Source organism: Streptomyces sp. NBC_00988, assembly GCF_045162645.1.
In the GTDB taxonomy this organism is placed as follows: Bacteria; Actinomycetota; Actinomycetes; order Streptomycetales; family Streptomycetaceae; genus Streptomyces.
Genome location: NZ_CP108730.1, coordinates 3,188,131 through 3,212,892, shown reverse-complemented (window position 1 = coordinate 3,212,892; position 24,762 = coordinate 3,188,131). Strand labels below are relative to the sequence as shown.

Genomic DNA, 24,762 nt, shown 5'->3' with positions numbered 1-24,762 from the left:
CCCTCCGACGTGAAGCGAATTGAATGGACTCCGTGGGAACCATTGAACTACCCCGCTGGTCAGGCGGTCATGCCAGGAACCCGCGCAGCAGCGCCGCCGTCCCCGCGCAGTGCTCCCGCATCATCTCCCGCGCCCCGTCCGCGTCCCCGTCCAGGACCGCCTCGACCAGCGCGATGTGCTGGCGCTGCGAGTGCTCCAGGTTGCGGACGAGGAGGGGGATGCAGTCGAGGAGGTCGTTCACCGTTGCCCGTACCGCCGCGTACTGCGCGGTCAGGGTCGGTGAACCGCACAGCTCGGCCAGGGTCAGGTGCAGCAGGGTGTCCAGGCGGCGGTAGTCGGCGAGCGGGGCGTCGTGCGTGCGGGCGAGGGCGTCGCGCAGGCGGCCCGCCTGTTCGTCGCTCAGGCCGTGGGTCGCGCACAGGCCCGTCGCGCCGACCTCCAGCACCTCCCGGAACCGCAGCACGTCCTCGATGTCGACCGCGCTGATCCGCCGCCGCAGCTCGTCCTCGCCGCCCGCGTCCGACTTCGGCAGGACGAACGTCCCGCCGTAGCGTCCGCGCCGCGACTCCACGAGACCCTGGTCCTGCAGTACCTTCAGAACCTCGCGCAGCGTCACCCGACTGATCCCGAGCCGCTCGGCCAGCTCCCGCTCGGCCGGCAACCGTTCGCCCCCCGGCACCAGGCCCAGCCGTACGACCTGCAGTATCTGTTCCAGCGCCTCTTCGAAGCCGTTGCCCGCCCGCACCGGCCGCAGTACCGGGGTCAACCGGTCCTCAAGCCCGTTCTCCGCATCCAGCGACATATGGCGGCACCCCCTTCCCAAGCAATGGTTCTCCGCAATACCTTATGGCTTCCGGCTGACCGTAGAAGCCGAAGGAGGCTTTCCCGTGGCAGACCGCACACCCCCACTGGGCGTCGAGGAACTTCAACGCCTCGTCGCCAGTGGTGAGATCGACACTGTCGTCCTGGCCTTCCCCGATATGCAAGGGCGGCTGCAGGGCAAGCGGTTCGCCGCCCAGTTCTTCCTGGACGACGTGCTCCGGCACGGCACCGAGGGCTGCAACTACCTCCTCGCCGTCGACACCGAGATGAACACGGTCGACGGCTACACCATGTCCTCCTGGGAGCGCGGTTACGGCGACTTCGCCATGCACCCGGACCTGACCACCCTCCGCCGTGTGCCCTGGAACGCCGGCACCGCCCTGCTGATCGCCGACCTCGCCTGGAACGACGGATCGCCGGTGGTCGCCGCACCCCGCCAGATCCTGCGCCGCCAGCTGGAGCGCCTCGCCGAGCACGGATTCACCGCGCAGGTCGGTACGGAGCTGGAGTTCATCGTGTTCAAGGACACGTACGAACAGGCCTGGGACGCCAACTACAGAGGACTCACACCGGCCAACCAGTACAACATCGACTATTCGGTGCTGGGGACCGGACGTATCGAGCCGTTGCTGCGCCGTATCCGCAACGACATGACCGTCGCCGGGCTGACCGTCGAGTCCGCGAAGGGCGAGTGCAATCCGGGGCAGCACGAGATCGTCTTCCGCTACGACGACGCCCTCGTCACCTGCGACCAGCACGCGATCTACAAGACCGGCGCCAAGGAGATCGCCTCCCAGGAGGGCGTCTCGCTGACGTTCATGGCGAAGTACAACGAGCGCGAGGGCAACTCCTGCCACATCCACCTCTCGCTCGCCGACGCCGACGGCGGCAACGCCATGGCGGGGACTTCGGACGACCCCGGTGGCATGTCGGAGGTCATGCGGTACTTCCTCGCCGGGCAGCTCGCCGCGCTCCGCGACTTCTCGCTGCTCTACGCCCCGAACATCAACTCGTACAAGCGGTTCCAGCCGGGTTCCTTCGCGCCGACCGCCGTCGCCTGGGGGTACGACAACCGCACCTGCGCCCTCCGGATCGTCGGCCACGGCCGCTCCATGCGCTTCGAGAACCGGCTGCCCGGCGGGGACGTGAATCCCCACCTGGCGGTGGCGGGCCTGGTCGCCGCCGGGCTCTACGGCATCGAGCACAAGCTGGAGCTGCCGGAGGCCTGTACGGGCAACGCCTACAGCGGCGACTACGCGCACGTCCCCACCAATCTCCGCGAGGCCGCCGAGCTGTGGGAGAACAGCCCGATCGCCAAGGCCGCCTTCGGCGACGAGGTCGTCGCGCACTACCGCAACATGGCACGCGTCGAACTGGACGCCTTCGACGCCGCCGTCACCGACTGGGAGCTGCGCCGCTCCTTCGAACGTCTGTGAGGACCCCCTTGCCTGCCGAGCACCCGCTGGAAGTACTCAACCCCGCCACCGAGGAGGTCCTCGCCACCGTCCCCGCCGCCACCGCGGCCGACGTGGACGCCGCCGTCGTACGCGCCGCCCGGGCCCAGGCGAAGTGGGCGGCGCTCCCGCCCGCCGACCGGGCCCGGCTGCTGCGCCGCTTCGCGACCGCCGTCGACGAACACCTCGAAGAACTCGCCCAGTTGGAGGTGCGCGAGGCCGGACACACGGTCGGCAACGCCCGTTGGGAGGCCGGCAACGTCCGTGACCTGCTCGACTACGCGGCCGGGGGAGTGGAGCGGCTGACCGGCCGGCAGATCCCGGTCGCGGGCGGCCTCGACATCACGATCCTCGAACCGCTGGGCGTGGTGGGCGTGATCGCCCCCTGGAACTTCCCGATGCCGATCGCCGCGTGGGGCACCGCCCCGGCGCTCGCGGCCGGTAACGCGGTCATCCTGAAGCCGGCCGAGACGACCCCGCTGACCGCGCTCCGGCTGGCCGAACTCGCCCTGGAGGCAGGCCTTCCCGAGGGTCTCTTCCAGGTACTCCCCGGCCGCGGCCCGGTCGCGGGCACCGCGCTCGTCGAGCACCCGGGCGTCGCGAAGATCGTGTTCACGGGGTCGACGGCCGTAGGTAAACAGGTGTTGGCGAAGGGCTCGGAACTCCTCAAGCGCGTCACCCTCGAACTCGGCGGCAAGAGCCCCAACATCGTCTTCGCCGACGCGGACATCGAGGCCGCCGCAGCCGCGGCCCCCATGTCCTTCCTGGACAACTCCGGCCAGGACTGCTGCGCCCGCACCCGCATCCTCGTTCAACGCTCCGTCTACGACCGCTTCTTGGAGCTGCTGGCTCCGGCTGTCGAGTCCGTCCGCGTCGGCGACCCGGCCGACGAGACGACGGACATGGGTCCGCTGATCTCCAAGGTCCAGCTGGAGCGCGTCCGTTCGTACGTCACGGACGACCTGGCCGGCATCCGGGGCAAGGCGCCCGAGGGCCCCGGCTTCTGGTTCCCGCCGACGGTGGTGACCGGCGTCGACCCGCACGCACGCGTGGCCGTCGAGGAGGTCTTCGGACCCGTCGCCGTGGTGCTCCCCTTCGAGGACGAGGCGGAGGCGATCGCCCTGGCCAACGCCACCGACTACGGCCTCTCCGGGTCCATCTGGACCCGGGACGTCGGTCGCGCCCTGCGCGTCTCGCAGGCCGTCCGGGCGGGCAACCTGTCCGTCAACTCCCATTCCAGCGTCCGCTATTGGACCCCGTTCGGCGGCTTCAAGCAGTCGGGGATCGGCCGCGAACTGGGCCCGGACGCGCTCACCGCCTTCACCGAAACCAAGAACGTCTTCATCAGCAACGTCTCCACCAGCACGGAGGGCTCCGCACAGTGACCTCAGAGATTGTTTGCCGGCGTCTCGTCGGCCGTACCGCCGTCATCACCGGAGCCGGCAGCGGCATCGGTCTCGCCACCGCGCGCCGGCTCGCCTCCGAGGGCGCGCACGTCGTCTGCGGCGACATCGACGAGACCCATGGCAAGGCGGCGGCCGACGAGGTCGGCGGGCTGTTCGTGAAGGTCGACGTCACCGACCCCGAGCAGGTCGAGGCGCTCTTCAAGGCGGCCTTCGACACCTACGGCAGCGTCGACATCGCCTTCAACAACGCGGGCATCTCACCGCCGGACGACGACTCCATCCTCGACACGGGCCTTGCGGCCTGGAAGCGCGTCCAGGACGTCAACCTCACGTCGGTGTACCTGTGTTGCAAGGCCGCGATCCCGTACATGCGCCGCCAGGGCAAGGGCTCCATCATCAACACGGCGTCGTTCGTGGCGAGGATGGGCGCGGCCACGTCCCAGATCTCGTACACGGCGTCCAAGGGCGGTGTCCTCGCCATGTCCCGTGAACTGGGCGTGCAGTTCGCCCGCGAGGGCATCCGCGTCAACGCGCTCTGCCCGGGACCGGTCAACACCCCACTCCTGCAGGAGCTGTTCGCCAAGGACCCCGAGCGCGCCGCACGCCGCCTGGTGCACATCCCGGTCGGTCGTTTCGCGGAGGCGACCGAGATCGCCGCGGCTGTCGCGTTCCTGGCGAGCGACGACTCGTCGTTCGTCAACGCCGCCGACTTCCTTGTGGACGGCGGGATTTCGGGGGCGTACGTCACGCCGATGTGAGGTCGGTCGGTCAGCACACAGCGACGGCCCGGAAGAACTTCCGGGCCGTCGTGCGTTTCTGTCGGTCCGTCAGAGGAACGTCATGCCCTCGCCGCGATACGTCGGCACGGTCGCCGTCACCGCGTCGCCCTCGATCAGGTGCAACGCGTCGAACCGCTCGCACAGTTCACCGGCCTTGGCGTGCCGGAACCACACCTTGTCGCCGATGAGGAGGTCGTCGGCGGGGGAGCCGAGCAGTGGCGTCTGCACCTCGCCGGGCCCTTCCTGGGGGTCGTAGCGCAGGCCCTCCGGGAGGTACGGCACCGGGAGCCGGTCGGGGCCGGCGGCGCCGGAGGCGGGGTAGCCGCCGCCGAGGACGGTGACGACGCCGACGCCCGGGCGCCGTACGACGGGCATGGCGAAGAGCGCGGACGGACGGCCGTGGAACGACGTGTAGTTGTCGAAGAGGCGCGGCACGTACAGCCCGGAACCGGCCGCGATCTCGGTCACCGCGTCCTCGGCGGCGGTGTGCTGGACACTGCCGGTGCCGCCGCCGTTGACGAACTCCAGGTCGGGCACAACTGCCCTGACCGCGCGCACCACTTCGGCGCGCCGCTCGGCGAGTTCGCGCTTGGCGGTGGCCTGCATCAGCCGGATGGCGCGCGAGCGGAACGGCCGCCCGGCGACGGAGTCACCGACACCGGCGATGTGCCCTTCGTAGGCCATGATCCCGACGACCTTGAAGCCCGGGCGGCGGGACACCGTCCGGGCGATGTCGGCGAGTTGGGCGGGGGTGCGCAGCGGGGAGCGGAGCGCGCCGACGCGGATGCGGCCGCCGAGCATCCGCAGCGAGGTGTCCAACTCCAGGCAGACGCGGATGACTTCGGTGCCGCCGTCGCGGGAGTCGTCGATGAGTTTGAGCTGGGCCGGGTCGTCGATCATCACGGTGACGGCGGAGGCGAGCTTGGGGTCGTTGGCCAGTTCACCGAAGGCGGCGTGGTCGGCGGAGGGGTAGGCGAGGAGGACGTCCTCGAACCCGGAACGGGCGAGCCACAGCGACTCGGCGAGGGTGAAGGACATCAGGCCCGCGAAGCCGTCCCTGGCCAGGACGCGTTCGAGGAGGGTTCGACAGCGGACGGACTTGCTGGCGACGCGGACCGGCTTGCCGCCGGCCCGGCGGACGAGGTCGTCCGCGTTGGCATCGAAGGCGTCCAGGTCGACGATCGCGAGAGGGGCGTCGAGGTGGGCGGTGGCCCGGTCGTAACGGGTCCGGTCGGCGGCGCGCGCAGTCATGAACGCAGCCTGCCAGACAGGATTACCGCAGGGTAGGGGGACGTTCCGGGCAGATGCCCCGGGGGCGTGGACTGGTTCCCGTTCGAGCGGGGTCAACCCGTAGAGTGACGCGCACGCACGGAGGAAACGCCGCCGGTCGTTCGACCGCGCCCGGGATGGCGGTCCACCGCTGCGGGTATGCGTGCTCGGGACGACTTTGTTTGTGTGTCTTTGATTTTGTGTCGTGCCGGGTGAGAGCGGGGTGGACGCCGGTCCGTATACGAGCAGGGGCAGGAGTACACCGGCCCGCGTACGGACAAAGGGCAGGCGTACATCGGCCCGCAGGCGGACATAACGGTGGCCCGGGTACGAGGAAACGGGGGGTGCATGAGCACGGAAGCGCGACGCGCCCCCGGACCGGCGGGCTCGACGCCGCCGCACCGGCCGCCGGGAGCGCCGGGCTCGGTGAATCCTGTGAACCCGGCGAACGGGACGAATTCGGGGAACGTGACGGACTCGGCGGGGCGGCCGACGGCCGACGAGGCAACGGGCGAGGACTTGGACCGACCGCATTCTGGTTCTGTGGGGGATTCTGGGACGGCGGGGGCTGGGGGCGCGGCTACGTCAGGGGCCACTTCCGGTTCTGCTTCGGGTTCTCCTTCGGTTCCGGGCTCGGGTTCTGTTGCTGGTCCGGCCTCGGGGGCCGCTTGGGGGCCGGCCTCGGGGGTGGCTTCGGGTTCCGCTTCGAGGGGTGGGCAGGGGACGCCGGATGGGCCGAACAGGCCCGGTGCGTCGAGTACTTCGAGTGCGTGGGATGCGTGGAGTGCGCCGGGGATGCCGGGGGCGCTGACGAACGGTGGGTCGTCTGAGCGGCGGCCTGCTTCGGGCGCGCACGCGAGGGGGCGACGGGCGTCGGGGGATGCGCCGCGACCGGGCGACGGCACGGGTGTGTCGGGGGCTGCGGGAGATTCGCGGAGTGGGCGGGAGCCCTTCGCGCCGGGTTTCGGTGCGGCTTCGGCGGGGAGCGGGAGCGACGGGTCCAGTACGGGTTGGTGGGACCGCGGTAACGGGAGGCCTACGGCACCGCAGAACGGGCAGAACGGTGGGTCCGATGCCGGCGCGGTGTTCCGGGGGAACGGCCCCGATGCGCGAACTGGGTCTCCGGGCAACGGGTTTGACGCCGGCACGGTGTCTTCGAGTACCGGTTCTGATGGGCGCACCGGGTCTTCGAGTGACGGTTTCGATGCCCGTATGGTGTCGCCGGGTACCGGTCCTGATGCCCGCACGGTATTTCCGAGCAACGGTCCTGATCCTCGTACCGCGTCTCAGAACAACGGCTCCGATGGCCGCGAGGGGTCCGGTTCCGCATCGGCCTCCTCTGACGGGCGGCCGCGTTTTCCCGGCCTCCGGCCTTTCTCACCCCGTGCCATGGACTCCGTGAACCCACCCCCTCCGCCGGCTTCGGCACGCTTCCCGGACACCCCGCCCGCGCCTGGCGGCGAGGCGTTCCGCGCGAACGCCGAAGGAGCAACGCGGGGAGCTGTACCACCCCGGCCGCCTCACCGCCCTACGGCGGCGACAGGCGGTAACGAGGCGCTGTGGCAACCCAGTTCGGAGACGGTCACCCCTTTCAGCCCGACCACACCGCCCGGCTCGGACAACCCGCCGCGCCCTGCGAGCGAGGGCCCGCGCCAGTCGTCCGACTGGCTTCATCAGGATGTGACCGGGGCAGCGACACCTCCTGGCTCCGTTGGTTCGCCGCGCGCTGCGGGTGAGGTTCCGGGCGAGGCGTTCGACTGGTCGCGCCAGGATTCGGTTGGTTCGGGGATGCCTTCTGTTCCTGGCGTTCCGCCGGGTGCTGCGGGTGAGGCCGCCGGTGGGTCGTCAGATCCGCTTCGCCATGTCCCGGGCCGCCCGGGAACGCTTCCCGGCCCCGCTGCTCCGCCGCGTCCCGTGGGTGGGGTTCCGCGTGAGGCGTCCGACTGGTCGCGCCAGGATTCGGTTGGTTCGGGGATGCCTCCTGTTCCGGGTGTCCCGCCGCGTGCTGCGGGCGAGGGCCCCGGTCAGTCGGCCGACAGGCTTCGCCATGCCCCGGGGCGCCCGGGAACGCCTTCCGGCTCCGCCACTTCGCCCGGTCCGGGGGGCGAGGCTCCGCTTCGAGCGTCCGATCGGCTCGGTCAGGACTCTGCTCGCCAGGCAGCTTCTCCCGGTCCGGCGACTCCGCCGCGCTCCGAGGGCGAGGCCCCGCGTCAGTCGTCCGACCCGCAGGGCTATGTCCGCACACGGCCGGGAACATCTGCCGGCCCTGCCACCGCGTCCGGTTCGGCGGCCGAGGCTCCGCGTGAGTCGTCCGACTCGCAGCGGTACGTCCCGACCCGTCCGGGGACCTCCGCCGACTCGGGTACCCCGACGCGCCCTGCGAGTGAGGCCCCGCATCCGGCATCCGACCGGCCTCGTCAGGATTCGAACCGCTCGGCAACGCCTCCACCCGCGCCGGTCACGCCGCCGCGTCCTGAGGGCGAGGCCTCACGTCAGTCGTCCGACCCGCAGGGCTATGTCCCCACACGGCCGGGAACATCTGCCGGCCCTGCCACCGCGTCCGGTTCGGCGGCCGAGGCTCCGCGTGAGCCGTCCGACTCGCAGAGGTATATCCCGACCCGTCCGGGAACGTCTGCCGGTTCCACCACCCCGCCCGGTTCCGCAGCTGAGGTTCCGCCCCCGCCGTCCGACCGGCTGCGCCAGGACTCCGCTCGCCCGGCAACGCCTCCCGGCTCGGACAATCCACCGCGCCCCGAGGGCGAGCCTCCGTCTCAGCCGTCCGACCAGCTTGGCCAGGATTCGACCCGCCCGGCAACGCCCCCCGCCCCGGCCGCTCCGCCGCGCCCAGAAGCCGAGCCTTCACGTCAGTCGTCCGACCGGCAGCGGTATGTCCCCACGCGCCCGGGAACATCTGCCGGTTCCACCGCACCGCCCCGCCCCGAAGCCGAGCCCTCGCCCCAGCCGTCCGACCGGCTCCGCCAGGACTCGGACCGACCGGCCACATCTCCCGGCCCCGTTGCCACCCCGCCCCGCCCGACAACCGAGCCCCCGCACCAGGGACCCGACCGGCAGAGCCCCACTCCCACTCGCCCATCAGCTTCCCCCTCCGCCCCCGCCCCGGAGACCACCGACCGGCTCCGGCCGGAAACCCCTTGGCGAGGCGAGTCGTTCACGGATCCCACAGGCGGCGCGCCCAGCCGTGGTGCGTGGTCGCCCTCCGGTGGCAACGCGCCCTACCCCTCCGACACTCGGTCGGTTGACGCTCAACCCGCTGCGCCTTACCCCTCCGGCTCCCGACCGACCGACGCCCACCCCGCCGGCCCCACCGCACCCGGCCCCGGCTCCTCCGGGTCCGCCGCGCAGGGCTCCACCGTCGACGACACCGCGCCCTGGTCACCGCCCGCCCCCCGTAAGCCAGTTGGGCCCGCCGCAGACGACACCGACACCCGTGCCTGGTCAGCAACCGCTCCCAGCGCGCCGGTTGAACCCACTGCCGAGGACGCCACCGCCTGGCCAACGGCTACTCCCCGCACCCCAGCCAGCCCCACCTCCGACAACGCCGACACGCGTGCCTGGTCAACGGCCGCCCCCAGTAAGCCGGCCAGCCCCACCTCCGACGACACCGGCACCCGAGCCTGGCCAACCACCACCCCCAGCACCCCAGTTGAACCCCCCGCCTGGACCCCCTCCACCCCCGGCACCCCCACCCGCCTCGACCCTGCCTTTTCCTGGAGCGCGCCCCTGAACCCCGGCGAGGGACGCCCAGTCGTGTCGTTCGGGGAACCAGAGGGGTACGACGAGCGGGTGCGGCCGCGGCCGTTGGGGGCGCGGATACGGTCGCGTACCGCCGCTGTCGGCGTCTGTGTCGTGCTCGGTCTCGGGCTCATCGGCGGCGCGGTGACCGGGAGTTGGCTCACGGGGGATGACGGGGTGGACAGCGGCGCCACTTCCTTCGCCGCCGCCGGGCAGTTGTGGCACAGCGTGCCCGTCGACCAGCTTTTTCCGTCCACCGTGCAGGGGCAGGGGGCTGGTCCCGGCGGTGCCGACCGTACCTGGACGCGGATCGCCGTCGCCCCGGACAGCGGTTGTGCCAACGCCTTTGATCCGCTTCTGCGTGACGTCCTCGCCCCCGTCGGCTGCCAGCGGCTCCTGCGGGCCACTTACACCGACGCGACCCAGAGCTACGTCACCACCGTCGGCATCCTTTTCACCAAGGCCGACATCGCCGCGATGACCGCCCTCTCCACCCGGTTCAAGAACGAGAACCTCGGCAACCGCGCCGACCTCATGCCCCGCCCGTACGCCGCCAAGGGCACCCTCGCCGCCGCCTTCGGCGACAAACAGCGGGCCTCGTGGACCGTCTCCGTCCTCACCGACGCCCCCGTCGTCGTCTACGCCGTCTCCGGCTGGGCGGACGGCCGTAAGGTCGACGCACCCGAACCCGCCGACGAAGCCGTCACGTCCGGCGGCACCGAAGCCCCCGCCCAGGCCGGTCTGGGCAACGAGGCGCAGGGCCTTGCCGACCGCGTCGAGCGGAGCCTGCGCAAGACCGTCGACTCGCCCTCCGAGACATCGAAGACCTCGGAGACGCCCACGACCTCAGAGACCTCGGAGAAGAAGACCTCATGAGCGTCACCGTCCGCCGGGCCGGTCTGCTGAGCGTCCTCCTGGCCGCCTCCCTCGCCCTGGTCCCGTCCACCGTCGCGCACGCCGACGGCATACGCGCCCAGGAATGGGCCCTGGACGCCATGCACACCCAGGAGGCCTGGCAGACCACCAAGGGCAAGGGCATCACCGTCGCCGTCCTGGACACCGGCGTCGAGGCCGACCACCCCGACCTCACCGGCAACGTCCTCGCGGGCAAGGACATGGTCGGTTTCGGGGCCAAGCCGGGCGACCGCGCCTGGGCCCGGCACGGCACCGCCATGGCCGGCATCATCGCCGGCCACGGACACGGTCCCGGTGACACCGACGGCGTCATCGGCATCGCCCCCGAGGCCAAGATCCTCCCGGTCCGCGTGATCCTCGAAGACGGCGACTCCGCCCGCGGCAAGGCCCGCACCACCCGCGGCAACGCCCTTGCGGACGGCATCCGTTGGGCCGCCGACCACGGCGCCGACGTCATCAACCTCTCCCTCGGCGACGACTCCGCCTCCGCGCACCCCGAGCCCGCCGAGGACGAGGCCGTGCAGTACGCCCTGAAGAAGGGCGTCGCCGTCGTCGCCTCGGCGGGCAACGGCGGCGAGAAGGGCGACCACGTCTCCTACCCGGCCGCCTACCCGGGCGTGATCGCCGCGGCCGCCGTGGACCGCTTCGGCACCCGCGCCTCCTTCTCCACCCGCCGCTGGTACGCCACGGTCAGCGCCCCCGGCGTCAACGTCGTCATCGCCGACCCCGACCACAAGTACTACGAGGGGTGGGGGACCAGCGCCGCGTCCGCCTTCGTCTCGGGCGCCGTCGCGCTCATCAAGGCCGCCCACCCGGGGCTGACCCCGGCCCAGATCAAGAAGCTCCTCGAAGACACCGCGCGCAACCCCCCGGTCGGCGGCCGCGACGACTCCCGCGGCTACGGCTTCATCGACCCCGCCGCCGCCATCAAGGCCGCGGCCGGCCTCAAGCCGACCGGCCTGCGCTCCGCCGCCTACGGCAAGGAGTACTTCGGCTCGGGACCGGACGCCGCCAAGTCCGACAGCAGCACGTCCGACTGGGCGGGCCCCCTCGCGGGCAGCGTCGGCGGAGTCCTGTTGGTGGCCGCGGTCGTCCTGTGGCGCGGCCGACGCCGACGCCCCGAGGCCTTCTGAACACAGCGGTGAGCAGGGGCAGTCGGCCGGAGAGAACCACTCCCGCCCCGGGCTGGGCGCGCGGTCTTCAGTCGGTCGCGGACGCCGAAGCCGCCGTAGCCGAACCGCTGTTCTCACCGAACGCCGCGACCCCCGCCTTCGCCGCCGCCTCGATCAGGGTGATGCCCTTGGTCTGGGTCGTGCTGCCCTTCGACAGTACGGCGACCAGGTACGCGTCGCCGTCCGTGTCCGTCACCCGCCCGATGCTGTTGACGTCCCACAGACCGGTCGTGCTGCGCGCCAACCAGCCGTTCTTCAGCGCCCACTTGGAGCCGTCGGCCGCGGCCGACACCCCCCACTGCTGGTCGGCCTCTATCTGCTTCATCAGCCCCTGGATGTACGACTGCGACGCCGAGCTCAGCTTCGAGTCGTCCCCGAACACCTGCTGGAGCAGGGTGAGTTGGTCGGCCGCCGTGGTCTGGGTCAGCCCCCAGAGCGGGCCGGCGCCACCCGTGGTGCCGGTCAGCCCGAACGTCTTGTTCGCCGTGTCGAGCCCGTCCGCCGTGCCGATGATGTCCCACAGGGCCGTCGCGGAGTCGTTGTCGCTGTTCTGGATCATCGTGGTGGCGTACGACTTCTCGGTCGCCGTCAGCTGCCGGCCCGCGTCCTGCGCCTGGAGCAGCAGCGTCGCCAGGATGTCGACCTTGACGATGCTCGCCGTGTCGAAGGCGGCGCTGCCGTACGTCGCGCTCTCGCCTGAGGTCAGATCGAGCACCGCCACCGACACCTTCTGGTCGCCGGTCGGAGTCACCGACGTCATCGCCTTGGCCAGCAGCGCGTCGTAGTCGACCGTCGGCTGCGTCACAGGTTCCACCGTCGCCTCCCGGCTGCCCGACGCCGACGCTGAGGCCGACGGCGCCGCCGCCGCCGATGACGATACGGCGCCGGAGTGAGCGTGTGCCTTCACGTACACGGTTCCCGCCGCCGTGACGCCCACGACGGCCACGGTGGCGAGGGCGATGTAAGGGAGCGGACGGCGCCGGGAGGGACGCGCGCGGTGGTTGCGGCGGGCGGCTCTGGAAGACTCCATGCACGCGATCGTGGTGGCGGCGACTGTGCGACACGTGAGATGAAAGTTAGATGTCTGTCAACGGTGTCTGAGAAACGTGTGAAAGCTGTGTCCTCGGCGTTTCAGGGCCCGCACAAGCCCTGCAGCATCCCCCCGATAGGGTCGGTCACCGTGGCGAACAAGAACATTCCCGACTCCGGCTACTCCGACGACGACGGTACGGCCGACCCCGCACTGAGCGCGGCGCTCGCCGCCTGGGCCGAGGACCGCACCGCCGTGGGTCCCGTCCTGGCGGCCCTCAAGGGCGCCCGGCTGCTCGTGCCCGTGGTGGCCGTCCTGGGCGAGGTCGAGGAGGACGAGAACGGGCTGCGCCGCGAGAAGACGAGCGACATGGCCGTGCCTACTCTCAAGGCCGGTGGCCGGACCGCACTGCCCGCCTTCACCTCCACCGACTCGCTGGCCCGCTGGGACCCGGCGGCCCGGCCCGTGGCCGTACCGCTGCACCAGGCCCTGCAAGCCGCCGTGCACGAGAAGGCGGACACGATCGTGCTGGACCTGGCCGGGCCCGTGCCGTACGAACTGAGCGGGTCCGCGTTGCTCGCGGTGGCGGAGGGGCGGACGACCGCCGATCCGCTCACCGATCCGGCGGTGGTGGAGGCGGTACGGACCGCCGTCGCCGCCGAGCCCGCGGTGCTGCGTGCGCACCTCGGTCCCGGCCAGGCCGACGGCACCCTCGCGCTCGTGCTCGACCCGGCCGCGCCCCCCGCCGAGGCCGCCCGCGCGGTGGCCCGACGCCTCGCCGCCGACGAGACGCTGAGGGCCCGCCTGGTGCGCGGCCTCGACCTGGCACTCCTGCCGGCCGGGGCGACGCCTCCGGGCGAGCCCTTGTACGTACGTATGGGGTGAGCTGCTAGCCGTAGATCGGGCCCGTGTACTTCTCGCCCGGGCCCTGGCCCGGCTCGTCGCGGACGAGGGACGCCTCGCGGAAGGCGAGCTGGAGGGACTTCAGGCCGTCGCGCAGCGGGGCCGCGTGGAACGAGCTGATCTCGGTCGCGCTGGCGTCGAGGAGGCCGGCCAGGGCGGTGACCAGTTTGCGGGCCTCGTCCAGGTCCTTGTACTTGTCGCCCTCCTCGGTCAGACCCAGCTTCACGGCGGCGGCGCTCATCAGATTCACGGCGACCGTCACGATCACCTCGACCGCCGGGACCTCCGCGATGTCGCGGGCCATGGCGTCGAAGTCGGGGGCGTCAACATTGGTGGACTCGGGAGGCGTGTCACTCATGCCCCACACGATAGGGCCCGGTGTACGGCGGTTCGCACCACCCCCGGGTAGCTGCTAACCTTGTGTGATGACCGGCCAGGCACTGTGGTGCCCGGCCAACAAGTGGAGGCTCCGATCTCCCACCTGACTGTCCTCACGGACGGCGGGTCACCCCGGTCAGGCGGTCACCATCGTTCCGTACGGACGATGGAGTCGCCCGAAAGCGCGCCCCGCGATCATCGCGGCGGTGCTCCGGCAGTGTTTTGGAGCCCCGTCTTGTGATCGTCCGGGGCATTTTTTGTGTTCCGGCGCGGTTAGGTCTGTCTACCAAAGACAAACGCGGCCGTCCGCCAGATGGCCGTGTGGTGCTAACCGAGGAGGATCCATCAGCACCGAGCCCCGTATCAACGACCGGATTCGCGTTCCCGAAGTGCGACTTGTCGGTCCGAGCGGCGAGCAGGTCGGAATTGTTCCGCTTGCCAAGGCCCTTGAGCTTGCGCAGGAGTACGACCTGGACCTGGTCGAGGTTGCGGCGAGTGCACGTCCGCCGGTCTGCAAGCTCATGGACTACGGGAAGTTCAAGTACGAGTCGGCCATGAAGGCCCGTGAGGCGCGCAAGAACCAGGCGCACACGGTCATCAAGGAAATGAAGCTCCGGCCGAAGATCGACCCGCACGACTATGACACCAAGAAGGGTCACGTCGTCCGGTTCCTGAAGCAGGGCGACAAGGTCAAGATCACGATCATGTTCCGTGGTCGCGAGCAGTCCCGGCCGGAACTCGGCTACCGACTGCTGCAGCGTCTCGCCACGGACGTCGAGGACCTCGGGTTCGTCGAGTCGAACCCGAAGCAGGACGGCCGAAACATGATCATGGTTCTCGGCCCGCACAAGAAGAAGACCGAGGCGATGGCCGAAGCCCGTGAGGCCCAGGCGGTCCGCAAGGCGGAAGCGAAGGCCAACCCGGGCAAGTCGCAGAACGCCGCGGAGTCCGAGTTCGACGACGAGGACAGCGTCAACGAGGAGATCGTTGACGAGGGCGACGTCACCGAGGTCGAGACCGTCGAGGCCCCGGCCGAGGCTCGCGCCGACGCCTGATCCCAGGACGCCAGTCCAGGGATGTAACCGAAACAAGAGCGACGCTCCACCCGTGCCCGGTTTCACGACCGGGCACCGGAGCGCCACCGACGAGGAGATACGGCGCTATGCCGAAGAACAAGTCGCACAGCGGTGCCAGCAAGCGCTTCAAGATCACCGGCTCCGGCAAGGTGCTCCGCGAGCGTGCCGGCAAGCGCCACCTGCTCGAGCACAAGTCGTCCCGTGTGACGCGTCGCCTCACCGGCAACGCCGAGATGGCCCCGGGCGACGCCAAGAAGATCAAGAAGCTTCTCGGCAAGTGACGTACGCGGCGCTCCGGTTGAGCGCCGTACGTCTGGACCGGGACCCCATCGATTCCGGGCCGTGTGAGTCCAACCACGGCCCCGCTACAAGGAGTTAAACAAGTGGCACGCGTCAAGCGGGCAGTCAACGCCCACAAGAAGCGCCGGGCGATCCTCGAGGCCGCCAAGGGCTACCGCGGTCAGCGTTCGCGCCTGTACCGCAAGGCCAAGGAGCAGGTCACCCACTCGCTGGTCTACAACTACAACGACCGCAAGAAGCGCAAGGGCGACTTCCGTCGGCTGTGGATCCAGCGCATCAACGCCGCTGCCCGCGCCAACGGCATCACGTACAACCGCTTCATCCAGGGTCTGAACGCGGCGAACATCGAGGTCGACCGCAAGATCCTCGCGGAGCTGGCCGTCAACGACGCCGGTGCGTTCGCCGCGCTGGTCGAGGTCGCGCAGAAGGCTCTGCCGAGCGACGTCAACGCGCCCAAGGCCGCGTGACGCTGCGCCGGCTTGAGCGGTGACTTGAAGGGCCCGCAGGTTTTTGCCTGCGGGCCCTTTGTTGCTGGCCGGACCCGGTTCGTTGTCGGGTGCGGGTTCGTTGTGGCTGGTCGCGCCCCGCGGCGGAGCCGCTAATGTCACAGCCCCGCGCCCCTTAGGGAAATATCGTTGGCCTGAGATTTGAAGGTGAAGCAGAGCATGTCCCCCGACCTCATCTCCCCTCGTTCCGACCGCGTTTCCGCCGCCCGGCGGCTTGCCAAGCGGAACTTCCGGAGCAAGGAGCGGCTGTTTCTTGCCGAGGGGCCGCAGGCCGTGCGGGAAGCGGCGGGGTACAAGGACACGCTTGTCGAGCTGTTCGCCACCGTTGAGGCCGCGGAGCGGTACGCCGACATCGTTGGTGAGGCCCGTGACGCCGGTGCGCGGGTGCATCTCGCGGACGAGCAGGTCATCGCCGACATCTCGACGACCGTCACCCCGCAGGGGCTCGTCGGGGTCTGCCGGTTCCTCGACACTCCGTTCGAGGAGATCCTCAAGGCGCGGCCCAAGCTTGTCGCCGTGCTCGCCAATGTGCGGGATCCCGGGAACGCCGGCACCGTCCTGCGGTGCGCCGATGCCGCCGGGGCCGAGGCCGTCGTACTGACCGATGCTTCTGTGGATCTCTACAACCCCAAGGCCGTACGGGCCTCCGTTGGCTCCCTCTTTCACCTCCCCGTCGCTGTCGGGGTGCCCGTTGAGCAGGCTGTGGCCGGGCTCAAGGGGATCGGGGTGCGGATTCTCGCCGCTGACGGGGCCGGGACCGACGACCTCGACGACGAGCTGGATCAGGGGACCATGGGCGGGCCGACCGCCTGGGTGTTCGGGAACGAGGCGTGGGGGCTTCCGGAGGAGACCCGGGGGCTCGCGGACGCCGTCGTGCGGGTTCCGATCCACGGGAAGGCCGAGAGCCTGAACCTCGCCACTGCCGCCGCCGTATGTCTGTATGCGTCGGCGCGTGCACAGCGCGCCTCCGGAGGGTGCCGCTCTGTCACCGGCAGCTAGTAGGGTGACCAGCTCGGGGGCCACCTGCGCCGTATGAGAAGAGGTGGGGTACGGGGATGACTGTCGGCACGAGCAGCGCGCCGGGAGCACGGGGTGTGCCCCGGCCGTCCGAGGCCCGGCACGACGACCTCGGCATCGACCCCGACGAGCTGGCCGACGGACTGGTCATCGCCGACGAGCACGGCCATGTCGTCTGCTTCAACGCCGCCGCCGAGCGCATCACCTCCGTCGCCGCCGCAGACGCCCTCGGGCAGCGGCTGGAGAAGGCCCTTCCGTTAGAGGACCTTGAGGGGCGCCGCTGGTGGCAACTGACCGATCCCTACGGCGGGTTGGCCATCCGGGTGCGGCAGCCCGAGCGGAACCTGTTGTTGCCGGGCGGTCATGAGGTTCTTGTCACCGCGCGCTACGTCCGTACGGAACCCCTTGGTCCTGTTCGCCGGGTCGTCGTCTCCCTCCGCGACACCGAGGCCCGGCGCCGCACCGAGCGCAGCCACGCCGAGCTGATCGCCACCGTCGCCCATGAACTGCGCTCGCCGCTCACCTCCGTGAAGGGCTTCACCGCGACCCTGCTCGCCAAGTGGGAACGTTTTACCGACGACCAGAAGCGGCTGATGCTGGAGACCGTCGACGCCGACGCCAACCGCGTCACCCGGCTCATCGCCGAGCTGCTCGACATCTCCCGCATCGACTCCGGGCGGCTGGAGCTGCGCCGTCAGCCCGTCGACATGGGCGCGGCCGTCGGCCGTCACATCCAGGCGTACGTCGCCGCGGGCCAGACCGCCGACCGGTTCCTGCTCCGCGTCGAGCAGCCGCTGCCCGATCTGTGGGCCGATCCCGACAAGGTCGACCAGGTGCTGAGCAACCTGCTGGAAAATGCGGTGCGCCACGGCGAGGGAACCGTCACTATCGACGTCACGGCCTCGGCCTCCCCTCGCGAAGGGGAGGAGACCGGCACCTCGGTGACGGTGAGCGACGAGGGCCCAGGCATCCCGGAGGAGTCCATGAACCGCGTCTTCACCCGCTTCTGGCGGGGCAGCAAGCGCGGCGGCACCGGTCTCGGGCTGTACATCGTCAAGGGCATCGTCGAGGCCCACGGCGGCACCATCACGGTCGGCCGCGCCCCCGGCGGCGGCGCCGAGTTCCGATTTATGTTGCCCGTGGGCACCCCGGCGTATCTGCAGTAGCCCTGCCGCAGCCGCCGACGAGGCCCCACGGGCGATGTCACCTGCCTCACCCCCGTTAGACTCGGCCTTTGGCACCTTTGCGTCCCCGTTTCAGGGACGATGACGCGTCCCCCGAGTCGAGTCGGGACGGGGACCATCCGCCAGCCAACCGGAAGCACGGGAAGAGATGTCGGCACCGAATAAGTCGTACGACCCTGTAGAGGTCGAGGCCTTGAAACCGGAAGAGATCGAGCGCATGCGGGACGAGGCGCTCGCCGCCTTCGCCGCCGCCGGTGACCTCGACGCGCTCCAGGAGGCCAAGGTCGCCCACACCGGCGGCACCTCCCCGCTCGCCCTCGCCAACCGCGAGATCGGCGCGCTGCCCCCGCAGGCCAAGGCCGCGGCGGGCAAGCTCGTCGGCCAGGCCCGGGGCGCGGTGAACAAGGCCCTCGCCACCCGCCAGGCCGAGCTGGAGGCCGACCGCGACGCCCGCGTCCTGGTCGAGGAGGCGGTGGACGTCACGCTGCCGTACGACCGCGTCCCGGCCGGCGCCCGGCACCCGCTGACCACGTTCATGGAGCGCGTCGCCGACGTCTTCGTGTCCATGGGCTACGAGATCGCCGAGGGCCCCGAGGTCGAGGCGGAGTGGTTCAACTTCGACGCGCTCAACTTCACCCCGGACCACCCGGCCCGGCAGATGCAGGACACCTTCTTCGTCCAGGGCCCCAAGGGCACCGAGGGCGACGAGTCCGGTGTCGTGCTGCGCACCCACACCTCTCCGGTGCAGGCCCGCGCCATGCTGGACCGCGAGCCGCCGGTCTACATCGTGTGCCCCGGCCGCGTGTACCGCACGGACGAGCTGGACGCCACGCACACCCCGGTGTTCCACCAGATCGAGCTCCTCGCCATCGACGAGGGCCTGACCATGGCCGACCTCAAGGGCACCCTCGACCACATGGTCCAGGCGCTCTTCGGCGCGGAGATGAAGACCCGGCTGCGCCCGAACTACTTCCCCTTCACCGAGCCGTCCGCCGAGATGGACATGCTCTGCTACGTCTGCAAGGGCGAGTCCGTCGGCAACCCCGACCGCCCCTGCCGTACCTGCTCCTCCGAGGGCTGGATCGAGCTGGGCGGCTGCGGCATGGTCAACCCGCGCGTCCTCGTGGCCTGCGGTGTGGACCCGGAGAAGTACAGCGGATTCGCCTTCGGGTTCGGCATCGAGCGGATGCTGATGTTCCGCCACAACGTCGAAGACATGCGAGACATCGTCGAGGGCGACGTCCGGTTCACCCGGCCGTTCGGGATGGAGATCTGATGCGCGTCCCGCTTTCTTGGCTGCGGGAGTACGTCGACCTGCCGGCGACGGAGACCGGCCGCGACGTCCAGGCCAAGCTCATTTCCGTCGGCCTTGAGGTGGAGACCGTCGAGCAGGTCGGCGACGGCATCAAGGGCCCCCTCGTCGTCGGCAAGGTCCTCACGATCGAGGAGTTGGAGGGCTTCAAGAAGCCCATCCGCTTCTGCACGGTCGACGTCGGTCAGGCCAACGGCACCGGTGAGCCCCAGGAGATCGTCTGCGGCGCCCGCAACTTCGCCGTCGGCGACAAGGTCGTCGTGGTCCTCCCCGGTGCGGTCCTGCCCGGCGACTTCGCGATCGCCGCGCGCAAGACGTACGGCAAGACCTCGCACGGCATGATCTGCTCCGGCGACGAGCTGGGCATGGGCGACGACGGCTCCCACGGCATCATCGTCCTGCCGCCCGAGCACGAGGTCGGCACCGACGCGATCGAGCTGCTCCAGCTCGTCGACGAGGTCCTCGACATCGCCGTCACGCCCGACCGCGGCTACGCCCTGTCGATCCGCGGCGTCGCCCGCGAGACCGCCATCGCCTACGGCCTCCCGCTGCGCGACCCGGCGCTCCTGGACGTCCCGCAGCCGAACGCCTTCGGCTACCCGGTCCAGGTCTCCGACCCGATGGGCTGCGACCGCTTCACCGCCCGCACGGTGACCGGCCTCGACCCCGAGGCCCGCTCCCCGCTCTGGCTCACCCGCCGCCTCCAGAAGGCGGGCATGCGCCCGATCTCGCTCGCCGTCGACATCACCAACTACGTGATGCTGGAACTGGGCCAGCCCCTGCACGCCTACGACCGTTCCCGCGTCCAGGGACCGATCGGCGTGCGCCGGGCCGAGCAGGGCGAGAAGCTCACCACCCTCGACGGCGCCAAGCGCACGCTGGACGCCGAGGACCTGGTGATCACCGACGACCGCGGCCCCATCGGCCTCGCGGGCGTCATGGGTGGCGCCAACACCGAGATCGACGACACCGAGGGCACCACCACCGAGGTCGTCGTCGAAGCCGCGCACTTCGACGCGCTCTCCATCTCGCGTACGGCCCGCCGCCACAAGCTGGCCTCCGAGGCGTCCAAGCGCTTCGAGCGGGGCGTCGACCCGCAGGCCGCCTCCGCCGCCGCGCAGCGCACGGTCGACCTCCTGGTCCTCCTCGCGGGTGGCACGGCGGACGCGGGCGTCACCGAGGTCATCGCGCCCTCGGCGCCGCACACCATCACCATCCCGGCCGACCACCCGGACAAGGTCGCGGGTGTCGCCTACGGCCGCGAGACCGTCGTACGGCGTCTCCAGCAGGTCGGCTGCGACGTGTACGGGCAGGACGAACTGATCGTCACCGTCCCGTCCTGGCGCCCCGACCTCACCGACCCGAACGACCTGGCCGAAGAGGTCATCCGCCTGGAGGGCTACGAGAACCTGCCCTCCACGCTCCCCAAGCCCCCCGCGGGCCGGGGCCTCACCGACCGCCAGCGCTTCCACCGCCGCATCGGCCGCGCGCTGGCCGGCGCCGGTTACGTCGAGGCGCCGAACTACCCCTTCATCGGCGAGCACGTCTTCGACCAGTTCGGCCTCACCGCCGACGACCCGAACCGCAAGGTCGTCAAGCTGGTCAACCCGCTCTCCGACGAGGAGCCCGCGCTCCGTACGACGCTGCTGCCGGGCCTGCTCGGTGCGCTGCGTCGGAACGACGGTCGTGGCTCGCATGATCTCGCGCTGTTCGAGACCGGGCTGGTCTTCCACCCGCGTGAAGAGCTGAAGATCGCGGTACGGCTGCCTGTCGACCGGCGTCCTACCGACGAGGAGATCGCTTCGCTCACCGAGGCGCTTCCCGTCCAGCCCCGGCATGCCGCGGTCGTCCTCACGGGCGCGCGTGAGCAGGCCGGTTGGTGGGGCAAGGGGCGTCCGTCCGACTGGGCCGACGCGGTCGAGGCGGCGCGGGTGCTGGCGCGGGAGGCCGGGACCGAACTCCTTGTGCGGGGTGGGCAGTACGGACCCTGGCACCCCGGTCGCTGCGCGGAACTCGCGGTTGTCGTCGAGGGTGTTGAGCAAGTCATCGGATACGCGGGGGAGTTGCATCCCGGTGTGCTGAAGACGCTGGGTCTGCCCGCGCGTACCAGTGCGATGGAACTCGACCTGGATGTCCTTGAGTTGGCGTCTTCGGGGGTTCCCAAGGGGCCGAAGATCTCCACGTTCCCTGTCGCTACGCAGGATGTCGCGCTCGTTGTCGATGTGGCTGTGCCGCATGCGGGTGTCGAGGCAGCGTTGCGTGAAGGGGCGGGTGAACTGCTGGAGTCGATCCGGTTGTTCGACGTGTATGAGAATGCCGCGCAGTTGGGCGAGGGCAAGAAGTCGCTTGCCTATGCGTTGCGGTTCCGGGCGGATGATCGGACGTTGACTGTGGATGAGGCGTCTGCGGCTCGGGATGCGGCGGTTTCGCTGGCCGGGGAGCGGGTTGGGGCGGTGCTTCGCGGCTAAGAGGTGGGGAGCTGCGGTTGTTTGCCGGGTGCGGGTTCGCCGTGGCTGGTCGCGCAGTTCCCCGCGCCTCTAAAGGGGCGCTCCACCTCCCCTATCTGCATAAATGCGGCTGTCTTGTCTCGGCTCACTCGTTCGGGTGAGAAGTTCGGGTGATGTGGCCCGATCGGGGCATGTGGTCGACAGAATCGGACCGGCCTCTCGGGGTCGGTCCGATTGCGCTGTCGGGGCCTATTTGGGGGGCCACAGGCATGATCCGCATCAAGGCTGGGGTGCCCCGCAGGACGCGCCCGAGGAAGCGTGCCCGCCGTCCGCTGCGCAGGGCGCTCGCCCTGGGGCTGCCCACGGTCTGGGGCGCCATAGCGATCACCTACAAACTCACCTGCCCGCTCGCCCAGCAGAACAGCCTGGGCGCACGCATCGTCACCAGCGCGGTGTTCTTCGCCGTCGGCACCGGTCTCATCGTCCAGGTCCGCCGTTCCCTGCTCCGCGAACTGCGGCAGATCCGCCAGATCGCCGGCGCCGCCCAGAACGCCCTGCTGCGCCCACTGCCACCCCGCCTCGACGGGCTGAACATCGCCGCCGCCCAACTGTCCGCGGAGCGCGGTGCGGTGGTCGGCGGTGACCTGTACGAGGTGATCGCCACCGAGCACGGCGTCCGGGTCGTGATGGGCGACGTGCGCGGCCACGGCATCTCCGCGATCGGCACGGTCGCCGCCGTCCTCGGCAGCTTCCGCGAGGCCGCCCACGACGAACCCGACCTTGAGGGCGTCCTGCGCCGCCTGGAGCGCGCCCTCGCCCGCCACCTCCGCGAACGCGCCCGCGCGGAACACCCCGCGTCCGGCGGCCTCGACCCCGACAGCCCGGTCGCCGAGGAGTTCGTCACCGTACTGCTGCTGGAGATCGGCAGGGACGGGGAGGTGCGGGGGCTGAACTGCGGCCACCCGTGGCCGTACTTGCTGAGCGGGGAGAGTGTCGAACCGCTTGCCCGGGCCGATCCTCTTCCGCCCCTCGGTCCGTTCCCGCTGCCGGCCGAGCTGCCGTTCGTCTGCTGTGGTCAACTCCTCCCGGGCGAGGCGCTGTTCCTCTACACGGACGGAGCGGAGGACGCCCGTGACGCGCGGGGCCGTTTCTTCCCGTTGAGGGATGTCCTGGCAGAGGTGGTGGCCCAACACCCGCTTCCCGTACCGCAGTCGGTGCTCGGCTCGGTCTTCACCGCACTACTGCGCCACGCGGGCGGCACCCCCACGGACGACGTGGCGATACTCGTCCTCCGCAATGACCGCAGGCCCGCATCCACACCCTCAGGGACGCGGGGCTGCGACATCAGCGGCTCCGCCGCGGGGGCGCGCTCAGCCACAACGCACCCGCCCCCGACCAACTACCGGCAGCCCAACGGTGTTTAGTCGCCCGCAAAGCCAGGCCGCCGCACTTACGAGGGGGAGCCGGCGGCCCGGCCGGCCTCTTGCGAGGCAATCCAGTCAACCGGTTCGGAACTCTCCGCGACAGCGCGCACACACCACGGATTCGCGCACTCCATTCACACCCGGTGTGAACCGAACCGCACTACTCTGTCCGCACCGAGTCACCGGGGGGCCATCCATGCAGCCCAACACACTCCTCGACGCGATCCTGGACGAGGCGGGAATCTCGCACGCGGGACTCGCCGCCCACGTGAACCAGGCGGGACGAGCCCGAGGGCTCGCGCTCCGGTACGAACACACCGCCGTGGCACGGTGGTTGAAGGGCCAGCGCCCCCGGGGCCAGGTCCCCGACCTGATCTGCGAGGTCCTCGCGACCCGGCTGCACAGACCCGTCACCCTCGACGACATCGGCCTCGGCGTACCGGGCGAACCGTCCACCCCGCACGGCACCTCCCTCTCCGGCTTCGTCGAGCGGGCCACCGCCCTGTGGCGCTCCGACGAACAGCAGCGCCCGCACATCCTCGGCGCCCCCGCGGTCACCGGAACGCCCGCGGTGATGCCCGTGTGGGAGTGGGAGAACCCGCCCGAGGACGTCGACGTGTCGCGCGGCGGCCGGCACCGGGTGAGCATGGCCGACATCGAGATGCTGCGCGCGGCCCGCGCCCACTACGAGCAGATGTACCGCAAGGCCGGCGGCATCGCGACCCGCACCCGCATCGTCGGCTTCCTCAACTCCGAGACCGCGCCCCTGCTGCGCGGCAGCTACACCGACGCCACCGGCCGCCAACTGCACCGCGCCACCGGCGGGTTGGTGGCCATCGCGGGCATCTGCGCCTACGACTCCGACGCGCACGGACTCGCCCAGCGCTACTTCCACCAGGCCCTCAGGCTCGCAAAGGCCAGCAACGACCGGGGACTTGGCGCGTACGTCATCGCGCTGCTCGTCAACCAGTCCTTGTTCATGCGGGAGTTCCGCCAGGCCGTCGCCTTCGCGGAGGCCGCGCTGCGAGCCGCCGGCCGGCAGATCACCCCGGCGCTCGCCTCCGACCTGTACGCGATGCAGGCGAAGGCGTACGCGCACCTCGGCGACGGCACGAGCGCCCTGTCCTGCATCCGGCGTGCCGAGCAGGCCGCCGAACGCATCCGGCGCGGATACGAACCCGACGAGACCGGCTATGTCCAGCCGGGCCTTGTCAACGTCCAGGTGGCGGAGGCGCTGCTCAGCCTCGGCGATCTGACGGCGGCGGGAGAACACGCCACGGCGGCCGTGGACACTCCGGCGCACGACCGGGGCCGGGTGCACCGGCTGGCCATGCTCAGCCAGATCGAACTGCGCCAGGGGAACGCCGACAAAGCGGTGGCCACGGCGGTGCAGATGGCCGAACAGGCACGGGGCATGGAGTCCCAGCGGCTGCGCGACAGACTCCGCGCGGTCCGCGAGTACCTGGTGCGCAGCGACTGCGCGGGTACCACCGAGGCGGCCGAACTCATCGACGGGGCACTGCGCGTACCGCTGTAGAACGCGCCCTGGAAAGCGCCGTAGACCACAACACAGTCCCTGCTGCGATATTGCCACTTACTCGACGGAAGGTGGCAG

At 70.6% G+C, this 24,762-nt stretch carries 18 protein-coding genes and 1 pseudogene; 15 read left to right on the top strand and 4 right to left on the bottom strand.

Annotation, left to right across the window (positions count from 1 at the left end; all coding sequences use genetic code 11):
* Positions 1–67 precede the first annotated feature (67 nt).
* Positions 68–802: an FCD domain-containing protein gene (locus tag OG496_RS14580; RefSeq protein WP_327405317.1), complete on the bottom strand. Its 735-nt coding sequence runs from the start codon at positions 800–802 to the stop codon at positions 68–70.
* 85 nt (positions 803–887) lie between these two features.
* Between OG496_RS14580 and OG496_RS14575 the strand changes: the two genes are divergently transcribed.
* The 3 genes from OG496_RS14575 to OG496_RS14565 are packed head-to-tail and all read left to right on the top strand — an operon-like array spanning position 888 to position 4,440.
* Positions 888–2,258 (top strand): glutamine synthetase family protein, encoded by a 1,371-nt coding sequence (locus OG496_RS14575; protein ID WP_405971154.1) that lies wholly within the window; start codon positions 888–890, stop codon positions 2,256–2,258.
* 8 nt (positions 2,259–2,266) lie between these two features.
* Positions 2,267–3,661 (top strand): aldehyde dehydrogenase family protein, encoded by a 1,395-nt coding sequence (locus tag OG496_RS14570; protein WP_405971153.1) that lies wholly within the window; start codon positions 2,267–2,269, stop codon positions 3,659–3,661.
* Positions 3,658–4,440: a 3-oxoacyl-ACP reductase gene (locus OG496_RS14565; protein WP_405971152.1), complete on the top strand. Its 783-nt coding sequence runs from the start codon at positions 3,658–3,660 to the stop codon at positions 4,438–4,440. Before OG496_RS14570 ends, OG496_RS14565 begins: the two co-directional genes overlap by 4 nt.
* 69 nt (positions 4,441–4,509) lie before the next feature.
* Here OG496_RS14565 and OG496_RS14560 read toward each other — a convergent pair whose 3' ends face one another.
* The gene (locus tag OG496_RS14560) at positions 4,510–5,712 is read right to left on the bottom strand and encodes an amino acid deaminase/aldolase (RefSeq protein ID WP_399397276.1); all 1,203 of its coding nucleotides are present in this window, start codon (positions 5,710–5,712) and stop codon (positions 4,510–4,512) included.
* A 3,786-nt stretch (positions 5,713–9,498) separates the two neighbouring features.
* Between OG496_RS14560 and OG496_RS14555 the strand changes: the two genes are divergently transcribed.
* Together OG496_RS14555 and mycP are read left to right on the top strand one after the other, a co-directional pair.
* Positions 9,499–10,359, top strand: a complete 861-nt coding sequence (locus tag OG496_RS14555; RefSeq protein WP_405971151.1) for a hypothetical protein — start codon at positions 9,499–9,501, stop codon at positions 10,357–10,359.
* On the top strand, positions 10,356–11,531 hold the full coding sequence (mycP, locus tag OG496_RS14550; protein WP_405971150.1) for a type VII secretion-associated serine protease mycosin: 1,176 nt from the start codon (positions 10,356–10,358) through the stop codon (positions 11,529–11,531). The genes OG496_RS14555 and mycP overlap by 4 nt, the downstream gene beginning before the upstream one ends.
* 67 nt (positions 11,532–11,598) lie before the next feature.
* On the opposite strand, the gene OG496_RS14545 is transcribed toward mycP, so the two are convergent.
* Positions 11,599–12,600 carry a serine hydrolase gene (locus OG496_RS14545; protein WP_405971149.1) on the bottom strand — a complete coding sequence of 334 codons (1,002 nt, stop codon included), beginning with the start codon at positions 12,598–12,600 and terminating at the stop codon, positions 11,599–11,601.
* A 150-nt stretch (positions 12,601–12,750) separates the two neighbouring features.
* On the opposite strand from OG496_RS14545, the gene OG496_RS14540 reads away from it, so the two are divergent.
* Positions 12,751–13,485 carry an SseB family protein gene (locus OG496_RS14540; protein ID WP_366495594.1) on the top strand — a complete coding sequence of 245 codons (735 nt, stop codon included), beginning with the start codon at positions 12,751–12,753 and terminating at the stop codon, positions 13,483–13,485.
* Between the two features lie 4 nt (positions 13,486–13,489).
* On the opposite strand, the gene OG496_RS14535 is transcribed toward OG496_RS14540, so the two are convergent.
* On the bottom strand, positions 13,490–13,861 hold the full coding sequence (locus tag OG496_RS14535; RefSeq protein ID WP_019065475.1) for a DUF1844 domain-containing protein: 372 nt from the start codon (positions 13,859–13,861) through the stop codon (positions 13,490–13,492).
* 339 nt (positions 13,862–14,200) lie between these two features.
* On the opposite strand from OG496_RS14535, the pseudogene infC reads away from it, so the two are divergent.
* The 9 genes and pseudogenes from infC to OG496_RS14490 all read left to right on the top strand — a co-directional run bounded on the left by infC (position 14,201) and on the right by OG496_RS14490 (position 24,684).
* Positions 14,201–14,936: pseudogene (gene infC / locus OG496_RS14530) on the top strand (translation initiation factor IF-3).
* A gap of 107 nt (positions 14,937–15,043) precedes the next feature.
* On the top strand, positions 15,044–15,238 hold the full coding sequence (gene rpmI, locus OG496_RS14525; RefSeq protein WP_019065473.1) for a 50S ribosomal protein L35: 195 nt from the start codon (positions 15,044–15,046) through the stop codon (positions 15,236–15,238).
* Positions 15,239–15,340: 102 nt separating this feature from the next.
* A complete protein-coding gene (gene rplT, locus OG496_RS14520) occupies positions 15,341–15,724 on the top strand; it encodes a 50S ribosomal protein L20 (protein ID WP_019065472.1) in 384 nt (127 codons plus the stop codon).
* A gap of 198 nt (positions 15,725–15,922) precedes the next feature.
* A complete protein-coding gene (locus OG496_RS14515) occupies positions 15,923–16,762 on the top strand; it encodes an RNA methyltransferase (protein WP_366495593.1) in 840 nt (279 codons plus the stop codon).
* Between the two features lie 56 nt (positions 16,763–16,818).
* The gene (locus OG496_RS14510) at positions 16,819–17,946 is read left to right on the top strand and encodes an ATP-binding protein (RefSeq protein ID WP_366495592.1); all 1,128 of its coding nucleotides are present in this window, start codon (positions 16,819–16,821) and stop codon (positions 17,944–17,946) included.
* A 166-nt stretch (positions 17,947–18,112) separates the two neighbouring features.
* Complete coding sequence (gene pheS / locus OG496_RS14505) at positions 18,113–19,240, top strand: phenylalanine--tRNA ligase subunit alpha (RefSeq protein WP_043681804.1); 1,128 nt, start codon at positions 18,113–18,115, stop codon at positions 19,238–19,240.
* Positions 19,240–21,744, top strand: coding sequence for a phenylalanine--tRNA ligase subunit beta (gene pheT / locus OG496_RS14500; protein WP_405971148.1), 2,505 nt, complete (start codon positions 19,240–19,242; stop codon positions 21,742–21,744). The genes pheS and pheT overlap by 1 nt, the downstream gene beginning before the upstream one ends.
* 248 nt (positions 21,745–21,992) lie before the next feature.
* The gene (locus OG496_RS14495) at positions 21,993–23,147 is read left to right on the top strand and encodes a PP2C family protein-serine/threonine phosphatase (RefSeq protein WP_405971147.1); all 1,155 of its coding nucleotides are present in this window, start codon (positions 21,993–21,995) and stop codon (positions 23,145–23,147) included.
* Positions 23,148–23,343: 196 nt separating this feature from the next.
* Positions 23,344–24,684, top strand: a complete 1,341-nt coding sequence (locus tag OG496_RS14490) for a transcriptional regulator (RefSeq protein WP_366495589.1) — start codon at positions 23,344–23,346, stop codon at positions 24,682–24,684.
* The last annotated feature ends 78 nt before the right edge of the window (positions 24,685–24,762 follow it).